Consider the following 20,627-nt stretch of genomic DNA (forward strand, 5'->3'; position numbering starts at 1 on the left):
CTTAAGCACTTTTTTTACTCCTAGTACCATAAGTTAAATAAATGAGAAGAATAATAATTGCACTACTTGTCTTTAGTTGCAGTCTCACCTTCGCGGCACAGAAGCCCAGGAATTTCTATGTTAGAATTAAGACAAGTAAGGGCGAGTCAATTGTTCGTTTGTATAACGAAACCCCTAAGCACCGTGATAACTTTCTCAAACTTACTAAGGAAGGGTTTTTCAACAAAACTTTATTCCACAGGGTAATTAAGGATTTTATGGTTCAAGGGGGCGATCCTGATTCAAAAAAAGCAAAGCCCGGACAGTTATTGGGTGGAGGAAGCTTGTCCTATACAATTCCTGCTGAATTTCATCCCGAGCTCTTTCACAAAAAAGGAGCGTTGGCAGCTGCTAGAAATAACAATCCGGAAAAAGCCTCCGATGCCTCTCAATTCTATATTGTTGAAGGAAAAACCTATACAGATGATGAATTGAATAAAGTGGAAAAGTTTCGCCTTAATGGCTATAAAATCCCTGAACCTGAACGAGAAGTTTATAAATCATTAGGAGGGGCACCTTTTCTAGATCAAAATTACACAGTATTTGGCGAGGTGGTAAAGGGAATTGAAATGGTGGATGCTATTATTTCTGTTTCCACAGACGGAAATGACAGACCTTTAGAAGATATTACAATGCAGGTTTCATTATTAAAGAAGCGGGAAGGCAAGAAACTTGAGAAGGCATTACTTCAAGAAGCTTTTAGAAGAAACCTAATAATGAATAAAAGATAGAATTACAGATTTTTTGTGAAGATAATAACCTATAATGTTAACGGTATCCGTTCTGCCATGAGTAAGAATTGGATAGGATGGCTTCAGGCAGCTAACCCTGATGTCGTTTGCCTTCAGGAAATCAAGGCTCACCCAGACCAGCTGCAAGACCTTTATTTGCTTGAGCAAATGGGCTATGAGCATTACTGGTATCCTGCTCAAAAAAAGGGATATAGCGGTACTGCTATATTAACTAAGATCACCCCTAAGAATGTAGAATATGGTTGCGGGCACTGTGATTATGATTTTGAGGGAAGGATAGTTAGGGCGGACTTCGATAATGGAGTATCGGTAATGAGCTCTTATTTTCCCTCCGGCTCCAGCGGGGATTCACGACAAGATTTTAAGTACAGGTTCCTGGAGGACTTCCAGAATTATATCGACAACCTTAAGGCGGAACATCCCAAATTGGTGATTTCGGGGGATTACAATATCTGTCACAAGCCGATAGATATTCATAATCCCAAGTCTAATGCTAATTCTTCCGGTTTTCTTCCGCAGGAAAGGGAGTGGTTTGAAAACTTTGTCAATTCAGGTTTTATCGATTCTTTCAGATACTTCAACGAAGATCCTCACCATTACACGTGGTGGAGTTTTAGAGCAGGAGCGAGAAAAAAGAACCTTGGATGGCGCATCGATTATAATATGGTTAGCGAGGAGTTAAAACCTAATTTAAAAAGAGCACAAATCCTTTGTGAGGCTATTCATTCAGATCATTGCCCAGTTTTGCTGGAACTTTCACTCTAGTCAAGAAATAGATCCTTGATGCCATTTGTATCAAGGATTTATTTCCCAAATCTTCTCTGGTGTAACGCAGATATTTAAAGGGATATCGAAGTTGTCAATGTTTTCAATCTCTTCTTCAGGTTCAAAAAAAGACAAGCCCAATTTTATAGTATCAGATCTGCACTCAGTTAAAAACCGGTCATAGAAACCTTTGCCATATCCTACTCTATTTCCCTTTTTATCGAAGGCAAGTAAAGGCATTATAACAATATCTATTTCATTAGGAGAAATGAGTTGTCCCGACTCCGGTTCAGTTATTCCCCATTCGTTTATTGCTAAGGGCGTATCTTCATTCCATATGATATGCTTAAGTGTATGGGTTTGCAAGTCGGTTTTAGGTAGAACAAGTTTTAACTTGCTAAACTCTGCTCTTAGCCATTTAACAATCAACAGCGTATCCACTTCCTTTTTTCCTGCAATAGGGTAAAATATGTGGGCAGCTTTAATATTGTTGAAAACGGTTAGAGTTTTAAGATTAGAAAGAATTCCGAGGGAGTAAGCCTCAATGGCGGAAGTTGTCAATTCTCTCCGCTTCTGCATATATATTTTTCTTAAAGAAGCTTTATTCACTGCATTAAAATAAAAAACGGTTACAATTTTTGATTGCAACCGTGTAAGCTAACTAAAATTTAAACTTAATTATTAGATCTTATTTAACTCGCTCTATATAATCTCCTGTTCTGGTATCAACCCGAACCTTGTCACCTTCATTTATAAATAATGGTACCCGGATTTCAACTCCTGTTTCTACTGTAGCGTATTTAGTTGCGTTGGTAGACGTATCACCTTTTACTGCTGGCTCAGTATAAGTAATTTGTAATTCGATACTTGCTGGAAGTGTCGCTTGAATAGGCTCTTCGCTTTCAAATGCTACAATAACGTTCATGCCTTCCTTCATAAACTTGGCACCAGAGCCAAATAGATGTTTTGGAATATTAAATTGCTCGAACGAATTATTATCCATTACTACAAAGAAATCGCCATCTTCATAAAGGTACTGGTAATCGTTGGTCTCAACACGGCAAATTTCAACCTCTTCATCAGTGCGAAAACGGTATTCAACTAATTTTCCAGTTTTAACGTTTCTCATTCTCGCCTGATAAAAAGCACGAAGGTTGCCTGGGGTTCTGTGTATAAACTCTTCTACTGCAACCAGTTCGCCGTTAAAACGAAGGATGCTGCCGTTTTTTATTTCTGATGCTTTAGCCATAATTTAATTAGCGGATTTTGAGGCGCAAAGATAAGGTTTTAATAAAAATATATAGAAAGCTGTGGAAGATTTAAGGGCATTTATCAGGGTTTGTAATTCTGAATATTTAGAGATTTTTCGCAAAAATCGTATTCGTGTTCCTGATTTGAGCAAACGATAACCAAGCGATTGGAAGAGAATTGCTTAATAAAGCTCTTATACCAGTCTATGCCCTGACTATCTAAATTGGATGTAGGCTCGTCTAAAAGCAGAAAGGGAGTATCTGAACAACAGGCTAGGGCGAGCTTAGTTCGCTGCTTCATGCCAGACGAGAAGTATTTAATGGCCTTATGCTTTGATTTCTCCAAGCCGAGAAGATCAATTACTGATTTGGCGTTAAGATCCTGCTGATATGGCTTGAAATTGAAATGGAAATTAATTAATTCAATAAGAGTGAACTCCTCAATGAGCTCAAGATAGGGACTTGCGAAGCTGATATATTTAAAGAGTGCCTCTTCATCTAGTTTTTTTCCATTTTGTAAAAATGAAATTTGACCTTCGGAGGGACTTAGGCTTCCTGCAATTACTTGCAAAAGAGTGGATTTTCCAGAGCCGTTTGCACCTAAGATGGCATAGGAGCTATCTTGTTCAAATACATAACTGAGATTTCTGAAAATCCACTCCCGGTTAAACCGCCGGCCTATATTCTTCAAATCGATTGTCATAGTACCGGCAATTGGAGCTATGCTCCTGAAAAACCTTTCATAATACCACGGTTGGAGTTGCGAATAAAATCAAGGATCTCATCTCGTATCTCTGTTGGTTGGTGTTCAGCTTCGATCAAATCTAATGCAGTGGAAATATTATATTTCTTAACAAACAGTGTTCTGTAGATATCCTGGATTTCATTAATGTCTTCTGAGGAAAATCCACGTCTACGAAGACCCACTGAATTAATTCCTACATATGAAAGAGGTTCTCTTGCTGCTTTTACATACGGAGGAACATCTTTTCTAACTAATGAGCCGCCGGTCACAAATGCATGAGACCCTATCTTACAAAATTGATGGATAGCTACCATGCCTGCTAATACAACATTATCGCCAACGGTTACGTGCCCAGCTATGGTAGTATTGTTGGAGAAAATACAATTATCCCCAATTTCACAGTCATGAGCAACGTGACAATACGCCATAATAAGGCAGTTCTTACCAATCTTAGTTTTCCACCTGTCAGCAGTACCACGGTTGATAGTTACGCATTCGCGAATGGTCGTGTTATCTCCAATCTCTACCGTTGTATCCTCCCCAGCAAACTTCAGATCTTGAGGCTGTCCTGAAATAACGGCACCAGGGAATATGCGACAATTTTTACCTATTCGAGCACCATCCATTATCGTTACGTTCGGACCTATCCATGTGCCTTCGCCAATAGTAACGTTTTTGTGGATGGTTACAAAAGGCTCGATCACTACATTATCTGCAATTTTTGCCTGGGGATGAATATATGCTAAGGGTTGAATCATTGTTGCGGTTGACTTTCTTTTACTTTTACTATTTGGGCCATCAATTCGGCTTCTACTACGATTTTTTCTCCAACCATTCCTATGCCCTTCATTTGTGCAATTCCTCTACGTATTGGAGCGATCAGATCGCATCTGAAAATTAATGTATCACCCGGAACTACTTTGTCTTTAAACCTCGCATTTTCGATTTTGAGGAATAAAGTAAGCCAATTCTCAGGATCTGGTACTGTGTTTAGAACAAGGATACCTCCCGTTTGTGCCATAGCTTCAATTTGCAGCACTCCCGGGAACAGCGGAGATCCAGGGAAGTGTCCGGCAAATAGCTCTTCATTCATGGTCACATTCTTTACCCCTACAACATGGCTCTTCGTAAGTTCTAATATCTTATCTACCAGCAAGAATGGTTGGCGATGCGGAAGAATGTTCATGATCTGCACGGTATCATAAACAGGAGGAACGTTTGGATTATAAACCTTTACTGTCTTCTTGCTTCGTTCTTTTTTGATCAGGGCTTTGATCTTTTTTGCAAATGCTACGTTAGCTGCATGCCCTGGCCTTGCCGCCATAATATGTCCTCGAAGAGGAACTCCCACTAAAGCCAGGTCTCCGATCATGTCAAGCAGCTTATGACGAGCCGGTTCATTCTGATGACGAAGTTCTATGTTGTTTAAGATGCCTTCTCGTGCAACATCGATGTCTTCACGATTAAAAAGAACAGCAAGATGTTTTAGCTCCTCCTTGCTTACGTCTTTATCAACAACAACAATAGCGTTGTTCAAATCGCCACCCTTGATCAGGTTGTGCTTAAGGAGCATCTCAAGTTCGTGTAAGAAGCAAAAGGTTCTGCTCGAAGCAACTTCTTTTTTAAATTCAGTGATAGTACTTATCGCGGCATGCTGACTTCCTAAAACTGGCGAGTTATAGTCAATCATACAAGTAAAACGATAGTCACCGTCTAATGGCATGGCTACCATTTCTACTTTTCTGTCTGCTTCAGTATAATGTATGTTATAAGGAATGTGAAAGTATTCTCTATCGGCGTCCTGTTCAACAAATCCAACACTCTCTAATGCTTCTATAAATTGGATAGAACTTCCATCCATGATCGGAGTTTCAGGGCCATCCATCTCAATAAGCACATTGTCAACCTCTAACCCTACCAATGAAGCCAGCACGTGCTCAACAGTGCTTACGCTTGCTCCATTTTGGGAAATGGTTGTTCCTCTTGAAGTGTCAGTAACATTATCAACATCAGCATCAATGATAGGCTGACCTTCAACATCAATTCTCTTGAATTTGTATCCGTGGTTCTCAGGAGCAGGCTTAAATGTCATGTTTACATGTTCGCCAGTGTGTAACCCTGTCCCTGAAATAGTAATTTCAGATTTTATAGTACGTTGTTTAACATTCATATCGGATGTAATCAGCCGTTTTTATTTGTTTGTTCTAGTAATTTCTTTTCTAATTCATGAAGGCGGCGTTCCAACTCGGGCAGCCTGTTTACGATCACCTGGGAGCGCATATGAGAGGTATAAGCAGTAGCCGGAGCTCCAGCCCACCGTTTCCCTTCTTCGGTGATACTATGGTTGATTCCCGATTTGGCTTGAATTTGCGTGCCTTTCGCAAGGGTTATATGCCCCACTATTCCTACCTGACCTCCGATAACAGAATGCTCTCCAATCTTCGTACTTCCTGAAATACCTGTTTGCGCTGCGATAACAGTATTGCTTCCAATTTCAACATTATGGGCTATTTGAACCAGATTGTCAAGTTTTACCCCTTTTCTTATAACTGTTGATCCCATTGTTGCACAATCGATCGAAGTATTTGAGCCAATTTCAACCTCGTCTTCGATAATAACATTCCCAATCTGGCTAACCTTAGTATAAGTTCCATCAGCTTGGGGCGCAAACCCAAAACCATCACTGCCAATAACAGTTCCTGAATGTACTACCACCTTGTTCCCTATCTTGCAATCAGCATAAATTTTAACTCCCGAAAACAAAGTAGATTCACTACCTAGTTCTGCATTGTCTCCTAAATATACCTGGGGATAAATTTTGCTATTATCGCCAACAACTGCATTTGCTCCTATATAAGCGAAAGCCCCTATATAAACGTCTTTTCCTATTTTAGCAGAAGGGTGGATAAATGAAGGCTCTTCAATTCCAACTTTGTTTAATTTAAAGGAATTGTATGTTTCCAATAATACGGAGAAAGCACTGTAAGCGTCTTTCACCCTTATCAGCGTTGTGTTAACAGGAGCAGTTGGGATAAAACTTTCATTTATAATTACTGCAGATGCTTTCGTATCATACAAAAACTGCTCATACTTTGGATTTGCAAGAAAAGACAAAGCCCCTTCCTCAGCATCTTCAATTTTACCTAACTTGTTTACAGTAACCTCCGGATTTCCATCCACCGAGCCATTAAGTAAACTTCCGATTTGTTGGGCAGTAAATTGCATCGGGCAAAGTTATATGTTATTAATTTATGAACAAATTTTAAGGCCACCTCGTACTTAAACGCTGAAAGCCACTTGGTTATTGGCTTTTATAGTCCTTTTGTGTGGCAAAGGATGTGTTTTTTGACGGTTTTTGCAAGTGCTGCAAGGTTAGAATTATCTGATGCCACAGTAATGTCGCGAACGGTTCCATCTTTCATAAGCAAATTAATCATGCCATCATCCGCCCTATAGGCACTGTTGCGAATAGTTGTGGTGAACACAAAAAATGTGGCTTCTTCATAACTTACGCCATATTTCTTCACAACACTATCAACTAATCTACTCACCCTCGACGTCTCTGGTGGTTCACTTGAAACTTCTACCTGGTAAAGGTTTCTACGAACTAAATTTCGACATAATTCTGATAATATCCAGTCCTCGTCTTTTGTCCAGACCTTTACCGAAGTGAAGATATCAAAATCGTCCAAACCCGCAAAACACTCTAAATGTCCTGGGTCTTCTTCGAAATCCTTCCTTGTTACAGAATTATTCAGAAAGTGAGCAAAGTTAGGAGTTGCAAACAAGGAACGTCCCTGTAAGGCAAGCCACTTCGCCCTTTCTAAAATCTTTACTAGTAATTGTTCTCCGGCAATCACCGTTTTGTGAAGGTATACCTGCCAGTACATCAACCTACGCGCTATCAGGAACTTCTCGATAGAATAAATACCCTTTTCCTCAATTACAATTTGTCCATCGGCAACGTCAAGCATTTTTATTATTCGATCAAACCCAATTATTCCTTCAGAAACTCCTGTAAAAAAGCTGTCACGATTTAAATAGTCCATCCTGTCCAGATCAAGCTGTCCAGAGACGAGCTGATAGAGGAAGCTTTTAGGATAGCGGTTGTTAAATATTTCCAACGCCATGGTTAGCCTTCCTCCAAATTCCGTGTTCAGGTTATTCATCAGAAGGGTAGATATATGTTCGTGATTTATTCCTTCAACTATAGTGTGCTCAAGAGCGTGAGAAAAAGGGCCATGGCCGATATCGTGCAATAAAATTGCAACTGTAACAGCCTCCTCCTCCTCGGGTGTAATATCATGACCTTTGCTTCGTAATGTTTCAATTGCCAGGCCCATTAAATGCATTGCCCCAAGTGCATGATGGAAACGCGTATGAAGTGCTCCCGGATACACCAGGTGTGTCATTCCTAATTGCTTGATGTTTCTTAACCTTTGAAAGTATGGATGCTCTATCAGGTCGAATAGGAGCTCGGAGTGTATAGTAATGAACCCGTATACAGGATCATTAATTATCTTTTTCTTATTCAAAATTGAATCCTCGCTGCAAAAATTGTTATTTTTCCCGATACAAAAAACTCAATTAAGTGTTATACCTTGGCTAATTGAAATAATTTACTTTAAAATGCAAGAAACAACGATCCTTTGGGCGGACGACGAAATAGATCTATTAAAACCTCACATACTTTTACTTAACGATAAGGGCTACAAGGTAGATACATATACAAATGGTAACGACGCTTTAGACGCATTTAAAAAAGGTTATTATGACCTGGTTTTTCTTGACGAAAACATGCCAGGGCTAACAGGCCTTGAAACAATGGCAGAGATAAAGAGTATTAGTCCTGATACTCCTGTCGTTCTTATCACTAAAAATGAAGAAGAGCACCTGATGGAAGATGCTATTGGTTCTAAGATTGATGACTATCTCATTAAGCCAGTAAATCCCAAGCAGGTATTGCTTACAATAAAAAAGCTGACTGAAAATAAACGCCTCGTAAGCGAGAAAACTTCTATGGCTTATCAACAGGATTTCAGAAATCTTGGAATGATCCTGAATGATAACCTTAGCTTTAGCGAATGGGCTGACGTGTATAAGAAGTTAATTTACTGGGAACTATCGCTTGAGAAGTTGGAGGATGCGGGAATGCATGAAATCCTGACGATGCAGAAATCGGAGGCCAATGCGCAGTTTTCGAAGTTTATTGAGAAGAACTACTTATCCTGGGTAAAGAATCCAGACGAAGGACCTCTTACATCCGATCGTTTGTTAAAGAAAAAACTCTTTCCTACTCTAGAACCTAATAAGCCCACTTTTTTTATTCTAATAGATAATCTGAGATATGATCAGTGGAAGATCATCAATCCTATGATCACCGAGTATTTCAGATTGGATGAGGAGGATACATACTACAGTATCCTTCCTACTGCCACACAGTACGCACGCAATGCTATTTTCTCAGGACTTATGCCAACAGAGATGGAAAAAAGGTTTCCTACAATGTGGCAGAACGATGAGGACGAAGGCGGAAAGAACTTGTTCGAAGAGCAGTTCCTGCAGGATCAGTTGCAGCGTGTTCTAAGAAAGGAAGTGAAGCACTCTTACACGAAAGTTTTGACCTTTGAGCAGGGTAAGGAAGTTGTGGAAAACCTCAGCAATCTTATGGGAAATGAGTTAAACGTGATAGTTTACAATTTTGTGGATATGCTGTCTCATGCTCGTACAGATATGGCAATGATCCGGGAACTAGCTAATGATGAGGCTGCATATCGCTCCCTAACACTGTCATGGTTCGAACATTCGCCATTGTTGGACGCTTTGAGAAAGCTATCACAGAAAAACGTTAAACTCGTTATAACAACAGACCATGGTACTATCCGTGTGAAGCATCCCAGCAAGGTAGTGGGCGACAGAAATACAAACACGAATTTACGTTATAAACAGGGGAAGAACTTAAACTTTATAGCAAAAGATGTCCTTCATATCAAAAATCCTCACGATGCCTTTTTGCCAAAACTCCATGTAAGCTCTAGCTTTATTTTCGCCAAAGAGGATACATACTTTGTTTATCCGAACAACTACAACCAGTTTGTGAATTATTATAACGAGACTTTTCAACACGGTGGTATCTCTTTAGAAGAGATGATCGTGCCATACATTACTTATAGTCCCAAATAATTTGCAGCTAATTATCTTTGTAAATGGATTTCAAAGTTTCTTCTCCAGCAGATCTGGCACATGTTGCTTCTGGTGTGCTCCAACTTGCTGAGCAGGAAAAAGTGTTCTTGTTTTATGGAGACATGGGAGCGGGAAAAACCACCTTCATTAAACATCTATGTTCTGTATTAGGTGTTACCGATGCCACTTCTAGTCCTACGTTCTCTATTGTAAACGAATACAATTCTCCGCAGGGAAGCATTTTCCACTTCGATTTTTATCGCTTGAAGCAAGAATCTGAAGCACTGGATATGGGATATGAGGATTACTTTTACTCAGGTAACTACTGCTTTATTGAGTGGCCGGAAAAGGTATCAAATCTACTACCAGAAAAGTTTGTGAAGGTAGAGATACAATTAACGGAAAACTTCGAACGCTTAATTTCTGCAAACAAAATATGATTTTGGGGAATTGTTTTAGGAAGAATTGCAGAAGTATTTTAGCTTTATACATTAAATATCGCAAAGTGTAGAGCATGGGTCTCTTAACTGATATAATTTTAAATAAATCATCATTCCTGCTTCTGAATAGAAGGCAAGGAACATATTTGAGTATAATAATATGATGAGCGAACTTTCCGACATTGCAAAGCAGGCGCTAATGCAGCCTCAGGAGGCAATGCTCGAAGTAAAAAGCCGTAAAAACAGCCTGCATATCGGTATCCCGAAAGAGACGTCCTTTCAGGAGAACCGTATTGCCCTAACTCCTCTTTCAGTTGCTTTGTTAGTTAATAACGGGCATCAGGTAGTTTTAGAAGCAGGCGCAGGAGATGGTGCGAATTTTTCTGATAAAGACTATAGTGAGCAGGGAGCTCAGATAATTTATGATAAGAAAGAGATATTCAAGTCAGACATTATCATCAAGATCGGGCCTCCCACTCAAGAGGAAATAAACCTGATGAAACCTGGTCAGGTGCTCTTTTCAACATTGCAGATGGCATCCCTCAAGGCAGAAAGCCTTGAAGCTATGATGAAAAAAAAGATCACAGCCCTTTCATACGAGTATTTAAGGGATGAAGGTGGAATACTAAGTGTGATACGCTCTATGAGCGAAATAGTGGGAGCTACATCAATCCTCATAGCTGCGGAGTATCTAAGCAATGTATTTGATGGAAAGGGCTTAATGTTGGGTGGGATTACCGGAGTTCCTCCTACCGAGATTGTTATTCTCGGTGCTGGAACAGTTGGAGAGTACGCAGCCAGAACCGCAATCGCCCTTGGTGCAGAAGTAAAAGTATTCGACAGTTCCTTATATAAATTACGGCGCCTTCAAAATAATATCGGTAGTAAAGTATTTACCTCTGTTATTCAGCCTATAGTATTAAATAAAGCGATTACAACATGCGACGTGGTAATTGGAGCCATACGTTCAACAAACGGCAGGAGCCCCTGTCTGATTGCCGAGGAGACAGTAAGCAAAATGAAACCCAACTCTGTAATTATTGACGTCAGCATTGACCAGGGAGGATGCTTTGAAACTTCCAAAATTACGAACCATACTCATCCAGTTTTCAGAAAGTATGATGTTATTCATTATTGTGTGCCTAATATCGCTTCAAGAGTAGCGAGAACTGCCACTTATGCATTAACAAATATTTTTACGCCAATACTTGTAGATATCGGTGAGAAGGGTGGAATAAAGAATGTCATTTGGGAAAGGCCCGGGGTTCGTAATGCTATATATCTTTATCAGGGCCATTTAACTAACAAGCATTTGGCTGAACGATTTAATATCCCCCCAAAAGATTTGGAGTTGTTAATAGTTTCGAACAGGTAATAATCTTTATTCTCGAACAATAGCGCCGCAGTAAAACACTTTCTGCATTTTCAGTATTTAGAGATATTATCTAAGCTGAAATTTATGCGCTTTAGTAAAAAGACTTTCAAGAAGTTGTGGCAGGTTCTGGTAGGATCATTCAACGGTTTTATGGATGATCGCTGCTTGAAACTCTGCGCGGCCCTTTCCTATTATACACTATTCTCTCTTGCTCCGATGTTGCTAATGCTTATTTATTTGGCAGGACAAATCTATGGCGAAGATGCTTTTAAAGGGAGGGTATTTGAAGAGATAAATGGATTTATAGGCCCCGAGGCTGCATTACAGGTACAGCAAGTTATTCAGAATGCGGCAATCAAACAAAATTCTGCCTGGGCAATCATAGTTGGTACTATCACTCTTTTTATTGGTGCTACCGGGGTTTTTCTCGAGATTCAAGATTCAATAAATTTAATTTGGAAAGTAAGGGCCAAGCCCGAAAAAGGATGGCTTAAGTTAATAACTAATAGGTTGCTATCTTTTTCAATGATCGCCTCCTTAGGTTTTCTCCTTATAGTGTCATTAGTAGTTAACGGGATAATTACAGCCTTGAGTGAGCGAATTCAGGTTTATTTCCCTGATATAACGATTGTTATCATGCTTCTAAACCTCGCATTAACATTCTTTGTATTAACAGCATTATTTTCCATAATATTTAAGTTTTTGCCGGATGTGAAGATCCAATGGAAGTACGTGAGAGCTGGAGCATTATTCACAGCTTTACTTTTTATGATAGGCCGCTATGTTATTTCCCTTTATATAGAGAAAGTTGGGCCAGGCACTACATATGGAGCAGCAGGATCTATAATAGTAATATTGGTATGGGTTTATTATTCAGCGGCCATTCTGTATTTCGGCGCTGAATTTACTCAGGTATATACAGAAAAGTATTGTGGACAGATTGAGCCCGCCTCATACGCTGTCCATTTGAAGCAGATAGAGGTAGAAAAAGAGGTGCCCGTATTGCCAAAACAGAACAAAGATCAGGAAAAAGGCTAATGGATTTTGAAGCCTAGTTTGACTCCCATTTGGAAGCCAAGTCCTTCAGAACCAAAACTTGAGAAGGACTTGTTATACTCCTTATAACCCAGATTGCCACTTTTAGAATCGCTGAGTTTGTAGGCAACACCTAAATAGCTGTCTAAGACAATATTGGTAGAGTGAGTAAGCTGAATTCCACCGATAACATTGGCCACTCCTGACTTTATTTCAATTTCATCATCATAAGGCCCATAGCTATAATAATCGAGCGAGTTTTCTGTATACCGTGAAAAGCCTACTTCCGAGTACCTTATAGATACCTTTCTTAGGTTAATCCCATATGCGATATAGGGACAGCTTTTATTATTGCCCCTTTTTGAAACCCATTTCTGATGAATACCTAATCCAATTCCCGAAACCGGATCAGTGCCGCTATGAAAAAGCCAGGCCGCTCTGTTGTTGGTATTGCCATTCAGAAAATCAACACTTAAGAAATGCGAAAAATGGCTATCAGTTTTTTTTCCTTCTATATCGATCCGGTAAGTATCATTAAAATAGTGCAACAGGTCAGTAGACACAATAAATGTGGCTTTGCTTTCATGCTTTTGCTCTTTCTGTGCAAGTAGAATACTAGGGAGGATTAGAAGTACTGCAAGGATAAAGTTTGTCGATCTATTCATTTTGCCACAGGTATTTGGCTTAAAAGTTTTAGCTCGCCCGAAGTATAATCATACTGATACAAGCCGCTGTTTCCAATTACCATCAATATTCCCGCATGTGCAATTACATCTGTTGCATCAATAACGGTCTTTTTCTTTAGTACAATATTATTGATATTGCTAATATCATAATGTTTTATCCCACCATCGCAAACAAATAAATTGTTCCCATCTACAGCCAATCCCTTAGGTTCATTCATAGGAAAGGTTTTAAAGAGTGTTGGGTTTGTGATATTAGATATATTTAAAATATTTAGTTCATTAACGCCACGCGTACATGGATTACCAGTTCTTAAAGTAATGAATGCATAATTATCATTTGCTGTTACCGGATCACAGCTCCTTATGTGTGAGAAACTGGAAATTTGCTTTGGTGCATCCGGGTTTTTTATGTCAAGCACACGCATTCCGGTTTGAGTACCTATAAACAATTTATCTCCTTTTGGAAATATCGTCTCAACATCAAAACCCAGGTGATAGTTAGACTGGTAAACAGGGTTTGTAGCGGTTGATACATCGTAAGTTCTTAAGTCAGTTGTCGAGACAGTATAGAGATGTGTTGAAGTCGTAGCAAACCGTGCGAGAGAACCGCCTACTCCGGCCCCGGCACTGGGGCTGTCAGTACTTCCGTCAGAATCCTTTCCGCAGGAACTTAACAGTAAGATAATTTGAACTGCAAAAAAAATGTACTTCATCAATTTGGGAATAAGATTTAGAGATTTATTTTACCCACTCCACAATTACTGTGTTTGCTGGCCTATTGCTTTTTGAATATTTATCCGGAATCTGATATCCATCTGGAGGTGCCACTTCGGGAAAGGCATCCGAAACTCGCTTCGTAACTTTAATTCCCGATGTTTTTAAATGTTCCAGGTCTATTACTGCAAGATCAGTAGCATTATCCACATAAAGGGCGTTTCCCTTGATCGCCATGTCAACACAGCCCGGAACAGAAATGAACGAGATGTTCTTTGGAGACGTAGGATCCTGATTGTCGATCACATGTACTCCTTTAAAGTTTTCACTGATAAAAATATACTTGTCTTTATAATAGATTTTAGCGGGGGATTTGATTTCCCGGCTACCTTGTAGGATTATAGATCTTTCTAATGATTCCCTGCTCAACAATATAGGGCGGTAATCTGTATATTGAACAGGGTCAGTTGGTACCCCCATACTTGCGAAAAGTAGAATAATAAAACTGCAGGAAGCCAAAAGTGATATTTTAGTCATAATAATGCATTAGGTTTAGCTGTAAAGATAATAGGTTTACTTAAACTACGAATGTTTAGTCGATTAAGAAATTGTAATCTAAGAAAGTTAATGAGGTTCAGACAAGTGCTTTTTGTAGCTACAGTGCTGTTTATTTTTGCCTGTGGTCAGAAGAAACAGAATAAAGTGGAAACCAGGGAAGTAGGGAAAATCTCTGATGTTTTTAATTCCTATTGGGAAAAAAGATCGCAGCTTTTTCCACTTGATGCAACTCAGCAAGGCGACAACAGGTTTAATCACATTCTTCAAAACGATCAAACGCAGGGTTTCAGGGATACTTTGAGGCAGTTTTATCAATCTTACTTAAGCAGGCTTGATAGCTTTAAGCGAGAGGATTTAAACGCTAACGACAGGTTAAGCTATGATATTTTCAAATATGAGATGGGAATCCAGCTTGAAGGTCTTAAAACTAATTTGTGGATGATTCCTACACAGCAATTTTGGGGTTTGCCTTTAACAATGGGGCAACTTGGTTCTGGTGATAGTTTCCAACCTTTTAAAACGCCACAGGATTATAAGAACTGGTTAGGTAGAGTAAAAAGCTTTAGCACCTGGACGGATTCTGCTATTGCCAATTTCCGAAAGGGCGTCCGTGCTGGAGTTGTGCTTCCCAAACCCCTTGTAAAAAAGATGATCCCTCAAATGGAGGCGATGGTAGTATCTGATCCAGAAAGAAGTCTGTTTTATCAGCCAATAAAAAATATGCCCGGTAGCTTCAGCGAACAAGAAAAGTCGGAGCTTCGGGATGCTTACAAGGAAGCAATTTCAAGGGAACTTGTGCCATCCTATAAAAAATTACGCGATTTCCTTCAAAAAGAATATTATCCTGCGGCAAGAACTTCCGCGGGTATTTCTGCAATTCCACAAGGCAAAGAAAATTATATGTATCTGGTTAAATACTGGACTACAACAAGTAAGTCTCCCGATGAAATATATCAAACAGGTCTTGACGAAGTAAAGCGTATAAGGGATGAAATGGAGAGTGTCAAGAAGGAAGCTAATTTCGTCGGAGATCTCAAGTCCTTTTTTGAGTATATGCGTAAGGAGCCCAGGTTTATGCCATTTAAAACGCCTCAAGATGTACTTAATGCATTTAGAGGGATTCAACAACATATCGAACCTAATTTAAATCGCCTCTTTGGGAATAAGCCAAAAACTCCTTTTGAAATTCGTCAAACTGAAGCATTTCGAGCCGCCTCAGCAAGTGCTGAATACATGCAAGGTTCACCTGATGGATCGAGACCAGGGATCTTCTATATCCCAATAGTTGATGCAGAAAAATTTAATATCACTTCTGGCATGGAGTCGCTATTCCTGCACGAAGCAATTCCCGGGCATCATTATCAAATATCCCTTCAGCAGGAAAATACTGATCTCCCAAAGTTTAGAAGATTTGCATGGTATGGGGCATACGGTGAGGGATGGGCGCTATATTCCGAATCTTTAGGTAAGGAATTGGGAGTTTATTCAGATCCATACCAGTATATGGGTGCTTTGGGTGATGAGATGCACCGTGCAGTAAGATTGGTTGTTGATGTGGGTATACATATGAAAGGAATGACGCGTGAGCAAGCTATAAAATATATGATGGAAAACGAGGCTATCTCTGAAGAGGGGGCTGTTGCAGAAGTTGAACGTTATATGGCCGTTCCCGGCCAGGCGCTTTCCTATAAAATAGGAGCATTGAAAATCCGGGAGTTAAGGAACCGTTACGCGCAGAAGGCAGGCCGGAAGTTTAAATTGACCGACTTTCATGATGAGTTTCTGAAAGACGGTTGTATGCCCCTTCAGGTTGTGGAGGAAAAGATGAATACTGTATTTTTGAAATAAAAGAACAGTATCAATAACATATTAATACTGTTCTTGCAATTACTGACCCTTATAACGGTCGGCATATCCAAATACCCTCTGCAATAAAGTGGTATTTCGGGCAGATATGTTTTGTCTTATTTTCAGTTCTTCCTGGGCAATTTCCCGGAATAGCCCGTTTATTGCCATTTGAGTCACGTATGCTGACAGATCAGGATCAATATCAGTAGTTAAGGGAATTTGATTATATCTTGTAACCGCATCTCCCCAGTATTTTGTTGCTCCAACCTTACCAAGACTATTTTGAACTACAGGGCGAAATCTTTCAGATAGCTGAGAGGTAGTTACTCGTTTGAAGTACTGTGTGGCAGCGTCTGTTTGTCCGCTTAAAAGAATATTAGAAGCGTCGTTAATGGTCATTTGCTTGATCGCACTAATAAATATGGGTTTTGCCTCTTTTGCTGCGTCTTCAGCCGCACGGTTCAGGCTTGTAATAACGTTATCGCATAGAGAATTTAATCCCAGACTTCTTAACGTTCTTTCTGCTTTCTGAGCCTCAGGAGGGAAAAGTATTTTAATAGCAGCATTGCCTAAAAACCCGTTTTGAGCCGAAAGCCTCTCCGCACTATAACTAGTGCCAGTCTCTAAAGCTTGTTTTAATCCTAAAGCTATTTCGGTTGCACTCGGATTTATACTACCCGTCCCCTGTGTAATAACTTGTTGGGCGGCATGATTTAAGGTATCACATCCACTGAATATTAGTAGGCTCGTAGCTGCTACTATAAGTTTTAATTGTTTCATGTTGCAAGTGTGTGTTATATTAAGAACCAGTATTTAAGTATTGGTTTAATCAATACTTAGTGTGGTGGCAAAAATTGTAATAATAGTGGCAGGTAAAGATAAGCGCGTAATAGTATCAGATATAAAAAATTAAAAAGAATTATGTGATCTTGTAAGTTTTTGCATCATTAGTATAACTAGTATTTGGAAGGGTATTATGATTACTATTTTTCCAGTGCTTTTATTGTAGTTATTAAAAAACAATTAACTTTCCGGGAAATAAACTGAGTAAGCCGTACACTTGAAATTTATCCGAAATAAAATTATTGATCCTAAAGCCACTGAGGCCGATCTTATTGCCGAGTACCGGAAATCAGGCGACCTCGAGGTATTAGGGAAGTTATATGAACGCTATATGCCTTTGTTGTACGGTCTCTGCTTGAAATATTTCAAGGATGAGGAGTTGAGTAAAGATGCAGTGATGCAGATATTCGAGCAACTCATTAAGAAGCTAAGGGTTCATGAAGTAAGTAATTTCAAAAGCTGGTTACATACGCTTGCCCGAAACTACTGCTTGATGGAGTTGAGGCTTTCTGGAAAGCATGAGTTCGTAAATTTGGAAGAAGCGGGTGTAGAGCCGCCTTTTTCTCAATCGGAAAGCTCTGAGGATCTTACCGAATTACAGCTTGAGCAAATGGGGAGATGTTTGGAAAAGTTGCCTGTAGAACAAAAGATATGTGTTGAATTGTTCTATTTACAGCAGAAGTGCTATAAGGAAGTTACAGAAATTACTGGATTTGACGGCAATAAAGTGAAAAGCTATATTCAGAATGGGAAAAGGAATTTGAAAATTTGTATGGAGAAGAAAAGTGGAAATGAATAAAATCACCTATGGCATTATAGAGCAGTACCTTCAGGGCAAACTGGATGAAAAGAAAATGCATGAACTCGAACGCCAGGCTCTTAATGACCCTTTTCTTGCCGATGCTCTTGAAGGTTACTCAAAAACGGATGCATCAATAGGTCCTAACTTAAGTTTATTGCAAAAACAACTTGAAGAGCGTATCGCTGTTCAGCAAGAGCAAAAGAATTCCTTTCATTTTGGTTGGCAACGCATAAGTGTGGCGGCAGCTGCTTGCCTGCTTTTCATTAGCGCAAGCATCCTGTTTTGGATGAAAGGCAGTTGGAATCAAAATGAGCTTGGTGGGAAGGAACGAAAGGTGGACGTAAGTTTAATGGATCCTGATAGTGTACAACAGTATACCTCAAAAAACCATCAGAAGATGATTCATAACCAAGTTCCGGCATCTCCTGTAGGAGGGTGGGAAAGTTTTGAGAAATACCTAAGGGAGAACAGGAGATTGGTTTCTAATCCAGGTGAGGGGCGTGAAGTTATTCTGGCCTTTAAGGTTACAGCAACCGGAAGGCCTGCAGATATAAGAATAATTAAAGGGATTGACGAAGGAGTAAATAAAGAAGCAATCAGGTTGGTGAGTGAAGGGCCTGCATGGGAGTACTTCGGAAAGCAAGAAATCAGGCTCAAAATTGATTTAAGAAAAAAGTAGACCGTTTCCATACTTTGTTGTTTCTTCTTAAATTTCCCTTTATGAAGAAACTTGCTCTTTGTCTCAGTATTCTTTTTGCTGCTTGTCAATCAAATAAGGATCAAACAAAAAAAACCGCGCAGACAGACCTTACTGATAAATCAGACCCTCATTCTTATGCTATTCCTTCCGATGCAATTGTAAGACATTTAGATCTTGAGCTTGCAGTCGATTTCTCTTCTCAAATATTGACAGGAAAAGCAGTCTGGGAGATTGAAAACGTTAATGCGACTGATTCAATAGTTTTTGATACCCGGCAACTACAGATTGAAAAGGTTATTCTTGATGCACAAAAAGATGCACAATTTAAGTTAGGAAAAAATGATCCCTATCTTGGGCAAGCCCTTACCATTAAAATACAGCCCGGAACAAAGAAGGTAGCCATCTGGTACAAAACGATGAAAGAATCAGGAGCTTTGCAGTGGTTGAACCCCCAGCAAACCGCGGGCAAGAAGTCACCTTTTCTCTTTACTCAATCACAAGCCATTCTAGCTCGTACCTGGGTGCCCTGTCAAGATAGTCCTGCTATTCGATTTAATTATAATGCTAGTGTAACGGTCCCAAAAGGAATGTTAGCATTAATGAGTGCGGAAAATCCAACAAAAAGTAATCCTTCCGGAATTTACCATTTTAGACAGCCGAACCCGATACCTGCGTATTTACTTGCCTTAGCTGTTGGAGACATAGAATTTAAGAGCATTGATAGTCGGACAGGGGTATATGCGGAGCCGGCAACATTAACGAAGGCTGCGAAGGAATTTTCAGATATGGGTAAAATGGTAACAGCTGCCGAAAGTTTATACGGACCTTATCTGTGGAATAGATTTGACGTATTAGTACTACCACCTTCTTTTCCGTTTGGAGGAATGGAAAATCCTATGCTTACGTTCGCTACTCCAACAATTATCGCAGGTGATAAATCTCTTGTAAGTGTCATCGCGCACGAGCTTGCTCATAGTTGGAGTGGAAATCTTACTACTAATGCCACCTGGAATGATTTCTGGCTTAATGAAGGTTTTACCACCTATTTTGAAAGAAGGATTGTTGAGGCAATTTATGGAAGGGAAGAAGCTATGATGCAGGAAGCCATCGGCTTTAGCGCTTTGCAGGCAACTATAAAAGAACTGGGACCAAAGAGTGAGGATACGAAGCTTAAGGGAAATTTTGCCGGAAGAGATCCCGACGAAGGGGTAACAGATATAGCTTACGAGAAAGGATATGCATTTCTGAAAGTATTGGAACAATCGATAGGCCGGACAGCTTTTGATGCATTTGTCACAGAATATTTCCAGTCGCACAAGTTCAAATCAATTACAACAGAGGATTTTGTATTTTATGTTCAGAAGAATTTGTTGGTTAAAGATCCTAAGCTTAGCAATAAAATAAAAATGTCTGAATGGCTATACGAGTCCGGATTGCCTGCTAACTTTATAAAACCCTCCTCAGAAAAGTTCAAGAATATTGATTCGTTATTATCGGTGAGTAAAAACAAGCTTCCTATAAGCTTGCTGAAGCCTAAAATATCTTCAGCAAACGAAAAGCTATACCTACTGAGTGCGCTTCCCGACAGTTTGGATAATAAGGATATGATAAGACTTGATGAAGCTTTTCAGCTTACAAACTCGAATAATGCGGAAATACAGTGCGCATGGTACACTCATGCTATCAGGCACAACTATAAGCCTGCAAAAAGCGCGATAGAGTCGTTCCTGATTAACGTGGGCAGACGAAAGTTTCTGATCCCGCTATACAAAGAATTAGTAAAAACGGAGGACGGAAAGGAATGGGCTAGGAAAATTTATAATAAGGCTCGACCGAATTATCATGCAGTGGCTTATTCTACCATCGATGAACTTTTGAAGTAGAAATTAAAA

At 39.6% G+C, this 20,627-nt stretch carries 21 protein-coding genes; 10 read left to right on the plus strand and 11 right to left on the minus strand.

The window, feature by feature from the left end:
- The first annotated feature begins 41 nt into the window (after positions 1-41).
- Together J4N25_RS08450 and J4N25_RS08455 are read left to right on the plus strand one after the other, a co-directional pair.
- Positions 42-770 carry a peptidylprolyl isomerase gene (locus tag J4N25_RS08450; RefSeq protein WP_207421760.1) on the plus strand — a complete coding sequence of 243 codons (729 nt, stop codon included), beginning with the start codon at positions 42-44 and terminating at the stop codon, positions 768-770.
- 15 nt (positions 771-785) lie between these two features.
- Positions 786-1,556: an exodeoxyribonuclease III gene (locus J4N25_RS08455; RefSeq protein ID WP_207421761.1), complete on the plus strand. Its 771-nt coding sequence runs from the start codon at positions 786-788 to the stop codon at positions 1,554-1,556.
- Positions 1,557-1,586: 30 nt separating this feature from the next.
- Here J4N25_RS08455 and J4N25_RS08460 read toward each other — a convergent pair whose 3' ends face one another.
- The 7 genes from J4N25_RS08460 to J4N25_RS08490 form a co-directional block, all read right to left on the minus strand.
- A complete protein-coding gene (locus J4N25_RS08460) occupies positions 1,587-2,165 on the minus strand; it encodes a 5-formyltetrahydrofolate cyclo-ligase (protein ID WP_369410841.1) in 579 nt (192 codons plus the stop codon).
- 79 nt (positions 2,166-2,244) lie between these two features.
- Positions 2,245-2,805 (minus strand): elongation factor P, encoded by a 561-nt coding sequence (gene efp / locus J4N25_RS08465; RefSeq protein WP_207421763.1) that lies wholly within the window; start codon positions 2,803-2,805, stop codon positions 2,245-2,247.
- Between the two features lie 83 nt (positions 2,806-2,888).
- A complete protein-coding gene (locus J4N25_RS08470) occupies positions 2,889-3,509 on the minus strand; it encodes an ABC transporter ATP-binding protein (RefSeq protein ID WP_207421764.1) in 621 nt (206 codons plus the stop codon).
- Between the two features lie 17 nt (positions 3,510-3,526).
- A complete protein-coding gene (lpxA, locus tag J4N25_RS08475; protein ID WP_207421765.1) occupies positions 3,527-4,309 on the minus strand; it encodes an acyl-ACP--UDP-N-acetylglucosamine O-acyltransferase in 783 nt (260 codons plus the stop codon).
- Positions 4,306-5,721 carry a bifunctional UDP-3-O-[3-hydroxymyristoyl] N-acetylglucosamine deacetylase/3-hydroxyacyl-ACP dehydratase gene (locus tag J4N25_RS08480; RefSeq protein ID WP_207421766.1) on the minus strand — a complete coding sequence of 472 codons (1,416 nt, stop codon included), beginning with the start codon at positions 5,719-5,721 and terminating at the stop codon, positions 4,306-4,308. Before J4N25_RS08480 ends, lpxA begins: the two co-directional genes overlap by 4 nt.
- An 11-nt stretch (positions 5,722-5,732) precedes the next feature.
- A complete protein-coding gene (gene lpxD, locus J4N25_RS08485) occupies positions 5,733-6,776 on the minus strand; it encodes a UDP-3-O-(3-hydroxymyristoyl)glucosamine N-acyltransferase (RefSeq protein WP_207421767.1) in 1,044 nt (347 codons plus the stop codon).
- Between the two features lie 86 nt (positions 6,777-6,862).
- The gene (locus J4N25_RS08490) at positions 6,863-8,086 is read right to left on the minus strand and encodes an HD domain-containing protein (RefSeq protein WP_207421768.1); all 1,224 of its coding nucleotides are present in this window, start codon (positions 8,084-8,086) and stop codon (positions 6,863-6,865) included.
- Between the two features lie 94 nt (positions 8,087-8,180).
- Here J4N25_RS08490 and porX point away from each other — a divergent pair, with 94 nt between their 5' ends.
- The 4 genes from porX (at position 8,181) to J4N25_RS08510 (ending at position 12,587) form a co-directional block, all read left to right on the plus strand.
- Positions 8,181-9,734, plus strand: a complete 1,554-nt coding sequence (gene porX, locus J4N25_RS08495; RefSeq protein WP_207421769.1) for a T9SS response regulator signal transducer PorX — start codon at positions 8,181-8,183, stop codon at positions 9,732-9,734.
- A 23-nt stretch (positions 9,735-9,757) separates the two neighbouring features.
- Positions 9,758-10,174 carry a tRNA (adenosine(37)-N6)-threonylcarbamoyltransferase complex ATPase subunit type 1 TsaE gene (gene tsaE / locus J4N25_RS08500; RefSeq protein ID WP_207421770.1) on the plus strand — a complete coding sequence of 139 codons (417 nt, stop codon included), beginning with the start codon at positions 9,758-9,760 and terminating at the stop codon, positions 10,172-10,174.
- Positions 10,175-10,337: 163 nt separating this feature from the next.
- Positions 10,338-11,549, plus strand: coding sequence for an alanine dehydrogenase (locus J4N25_RS08505; RefSeq protein WP_207422129.1), 1,212 nt, complete (start codon positions 10,338-10,340; stop codon positions 11,547-11,549).
- A gap of 84 nt (positions 11,550-11,633) precedes the next feature.
- A complete protein-coding gene (locus J4N25_RS08510; RefSeq protein WP_207421771.1) occupies positions 11,634-12,587 on the plus strand; it encodes a YihY/virulence factor BrkB family protein in 954 nt (317 codons plus the stop codon).
- Here the strand turns inward: J4N25_RS08510 and J4N25_RS08515 are convergent.
- Genes J4N25_RS08515 through J4N25_RS08525 form a run of 3 tightly spaced genes read right to left on the minus strand, consistent with a single transcriptional unit; the run spans position 12,584 to position 14,521 of the window.
- Positions 12,584-13,249, minus strand: coding sequence for a hypothetical protein (locus J4N25_RS08515; RefSeq protein ID WP_207421772.1), 666 nt, complete (start codon positions 13,247-13,249; stop codon positions 12,584-12,586). The two genes, J4N25_RS08510 and J4N25_RS08515, sit on opposite strands and share 4 nt — an antisense overlap.
- Positions 13,246-13,983 carry an LVIVD repeat-containing protein gene (locus J4N25_RS08520; protein WP_207421773.1) on the minus strand — a complete coding sequence of 246 codons (738 nt, stop codon included), beginning with the start codon at positions 13,981-13,983 and terminating at the stop codon, positions 13,246-13,248. The genes J4N25_RS08515 and J4N25_RS08520 overlap by 4 nt, the downstream gene beginning before the upstream one ends.
- Positions 13,984-14,008: 25 nt before the next feature.
- Positions 14,009-14,521 (minus strand): LVIVD repeat-containing protein, encoded by a 513-nt coding sequence (locus J4N25_RS08525; protein ID WP_207421774.1) that lies wholly within the window; start codon positions 14,519-14,521, stop codon positions 14,009-14,011.
- Between the two features lie 90 nt (positions 14,522-14,611).
- On the opposite strand from J4N25_RS08525, the gene J4N25_RS08530 reads away from it, so the two are divergent.
- Entirely contained in the window at positions 14,612-16,390 is a 1,779-nt protein-coding gene (locus J4N25_RS08530) for a DUF885 domain-containing protein (RefSeq protein ID WP_207421775.1), read from the plus strand.
- Positions 16,391-16,429: 39 nt separating this feature from the next.
- On the opposite strand, the gene J4N25_RS08535 is transcribed toward J4N25_RS08530, so the two are convergent.
- Complete coding sequence (locus J4N25_RS08535) at positions 16,430-17,170, minus strand: DUF4197 domain-containing protein (protein WP_207421776.1); 741 nt, start codon at positions 17,168-17,170, stop codon at positions 16,430-16,432.
- Positions 17,171-17,450: 280 nt separating this feature from the next.
- Here J4N25_RS08535 and J4N25_RS08540 point away from each other — a divergent pair, with 280 nt between their 5' ends.
- The 3 genes from J4N25_RS08540 to J4N25_RS08550 are packed head-to-tail and all read left to right on the plus strand — an operon-like array spanning position 17,451 to position 20,618.
- A complete protein-coding gene (locus J4N25_RS08540; protein ID WP_207421777.1) occupies positions 17,451-18,032 on the plus strand; it encodes an RNA polymerase sigma factor in 582 nt (193 codons plus the stop codon).
- Positions 18,025-18,714 (plus strand): energy transducer TonB, encoded by a 690-nt coding sequence (locus J4N25_RS08545; protein ID WP_207421778.1) that lies wholly within the window; start codon positions 18,025-18,027, stop codon positions 18,712-18,714. Before J4N25_RS08540 ends, J4N25_RS08545 begins: the two co-directional genes overlap by 8 nt.
- Before the next feature lie 41 nt (positions 18,715-18,755).
- On the plus strand, positions 18,756-20,618 hold the full coding sequence (locus tag J4N25_RS08550) for a M1 family metallopeptidase (RefSeq protein WP_207421779.1): 1,863 nt from the start codon (positions 18,756-18,758) through the stop codon (positions 20,616-20,618).
- Positions 20,619-20,627: the final 9 nt, after the last annotated feature.

The sequence above is a fragment of the Desertivirga brevis genome, assembly GCF_017355835.1.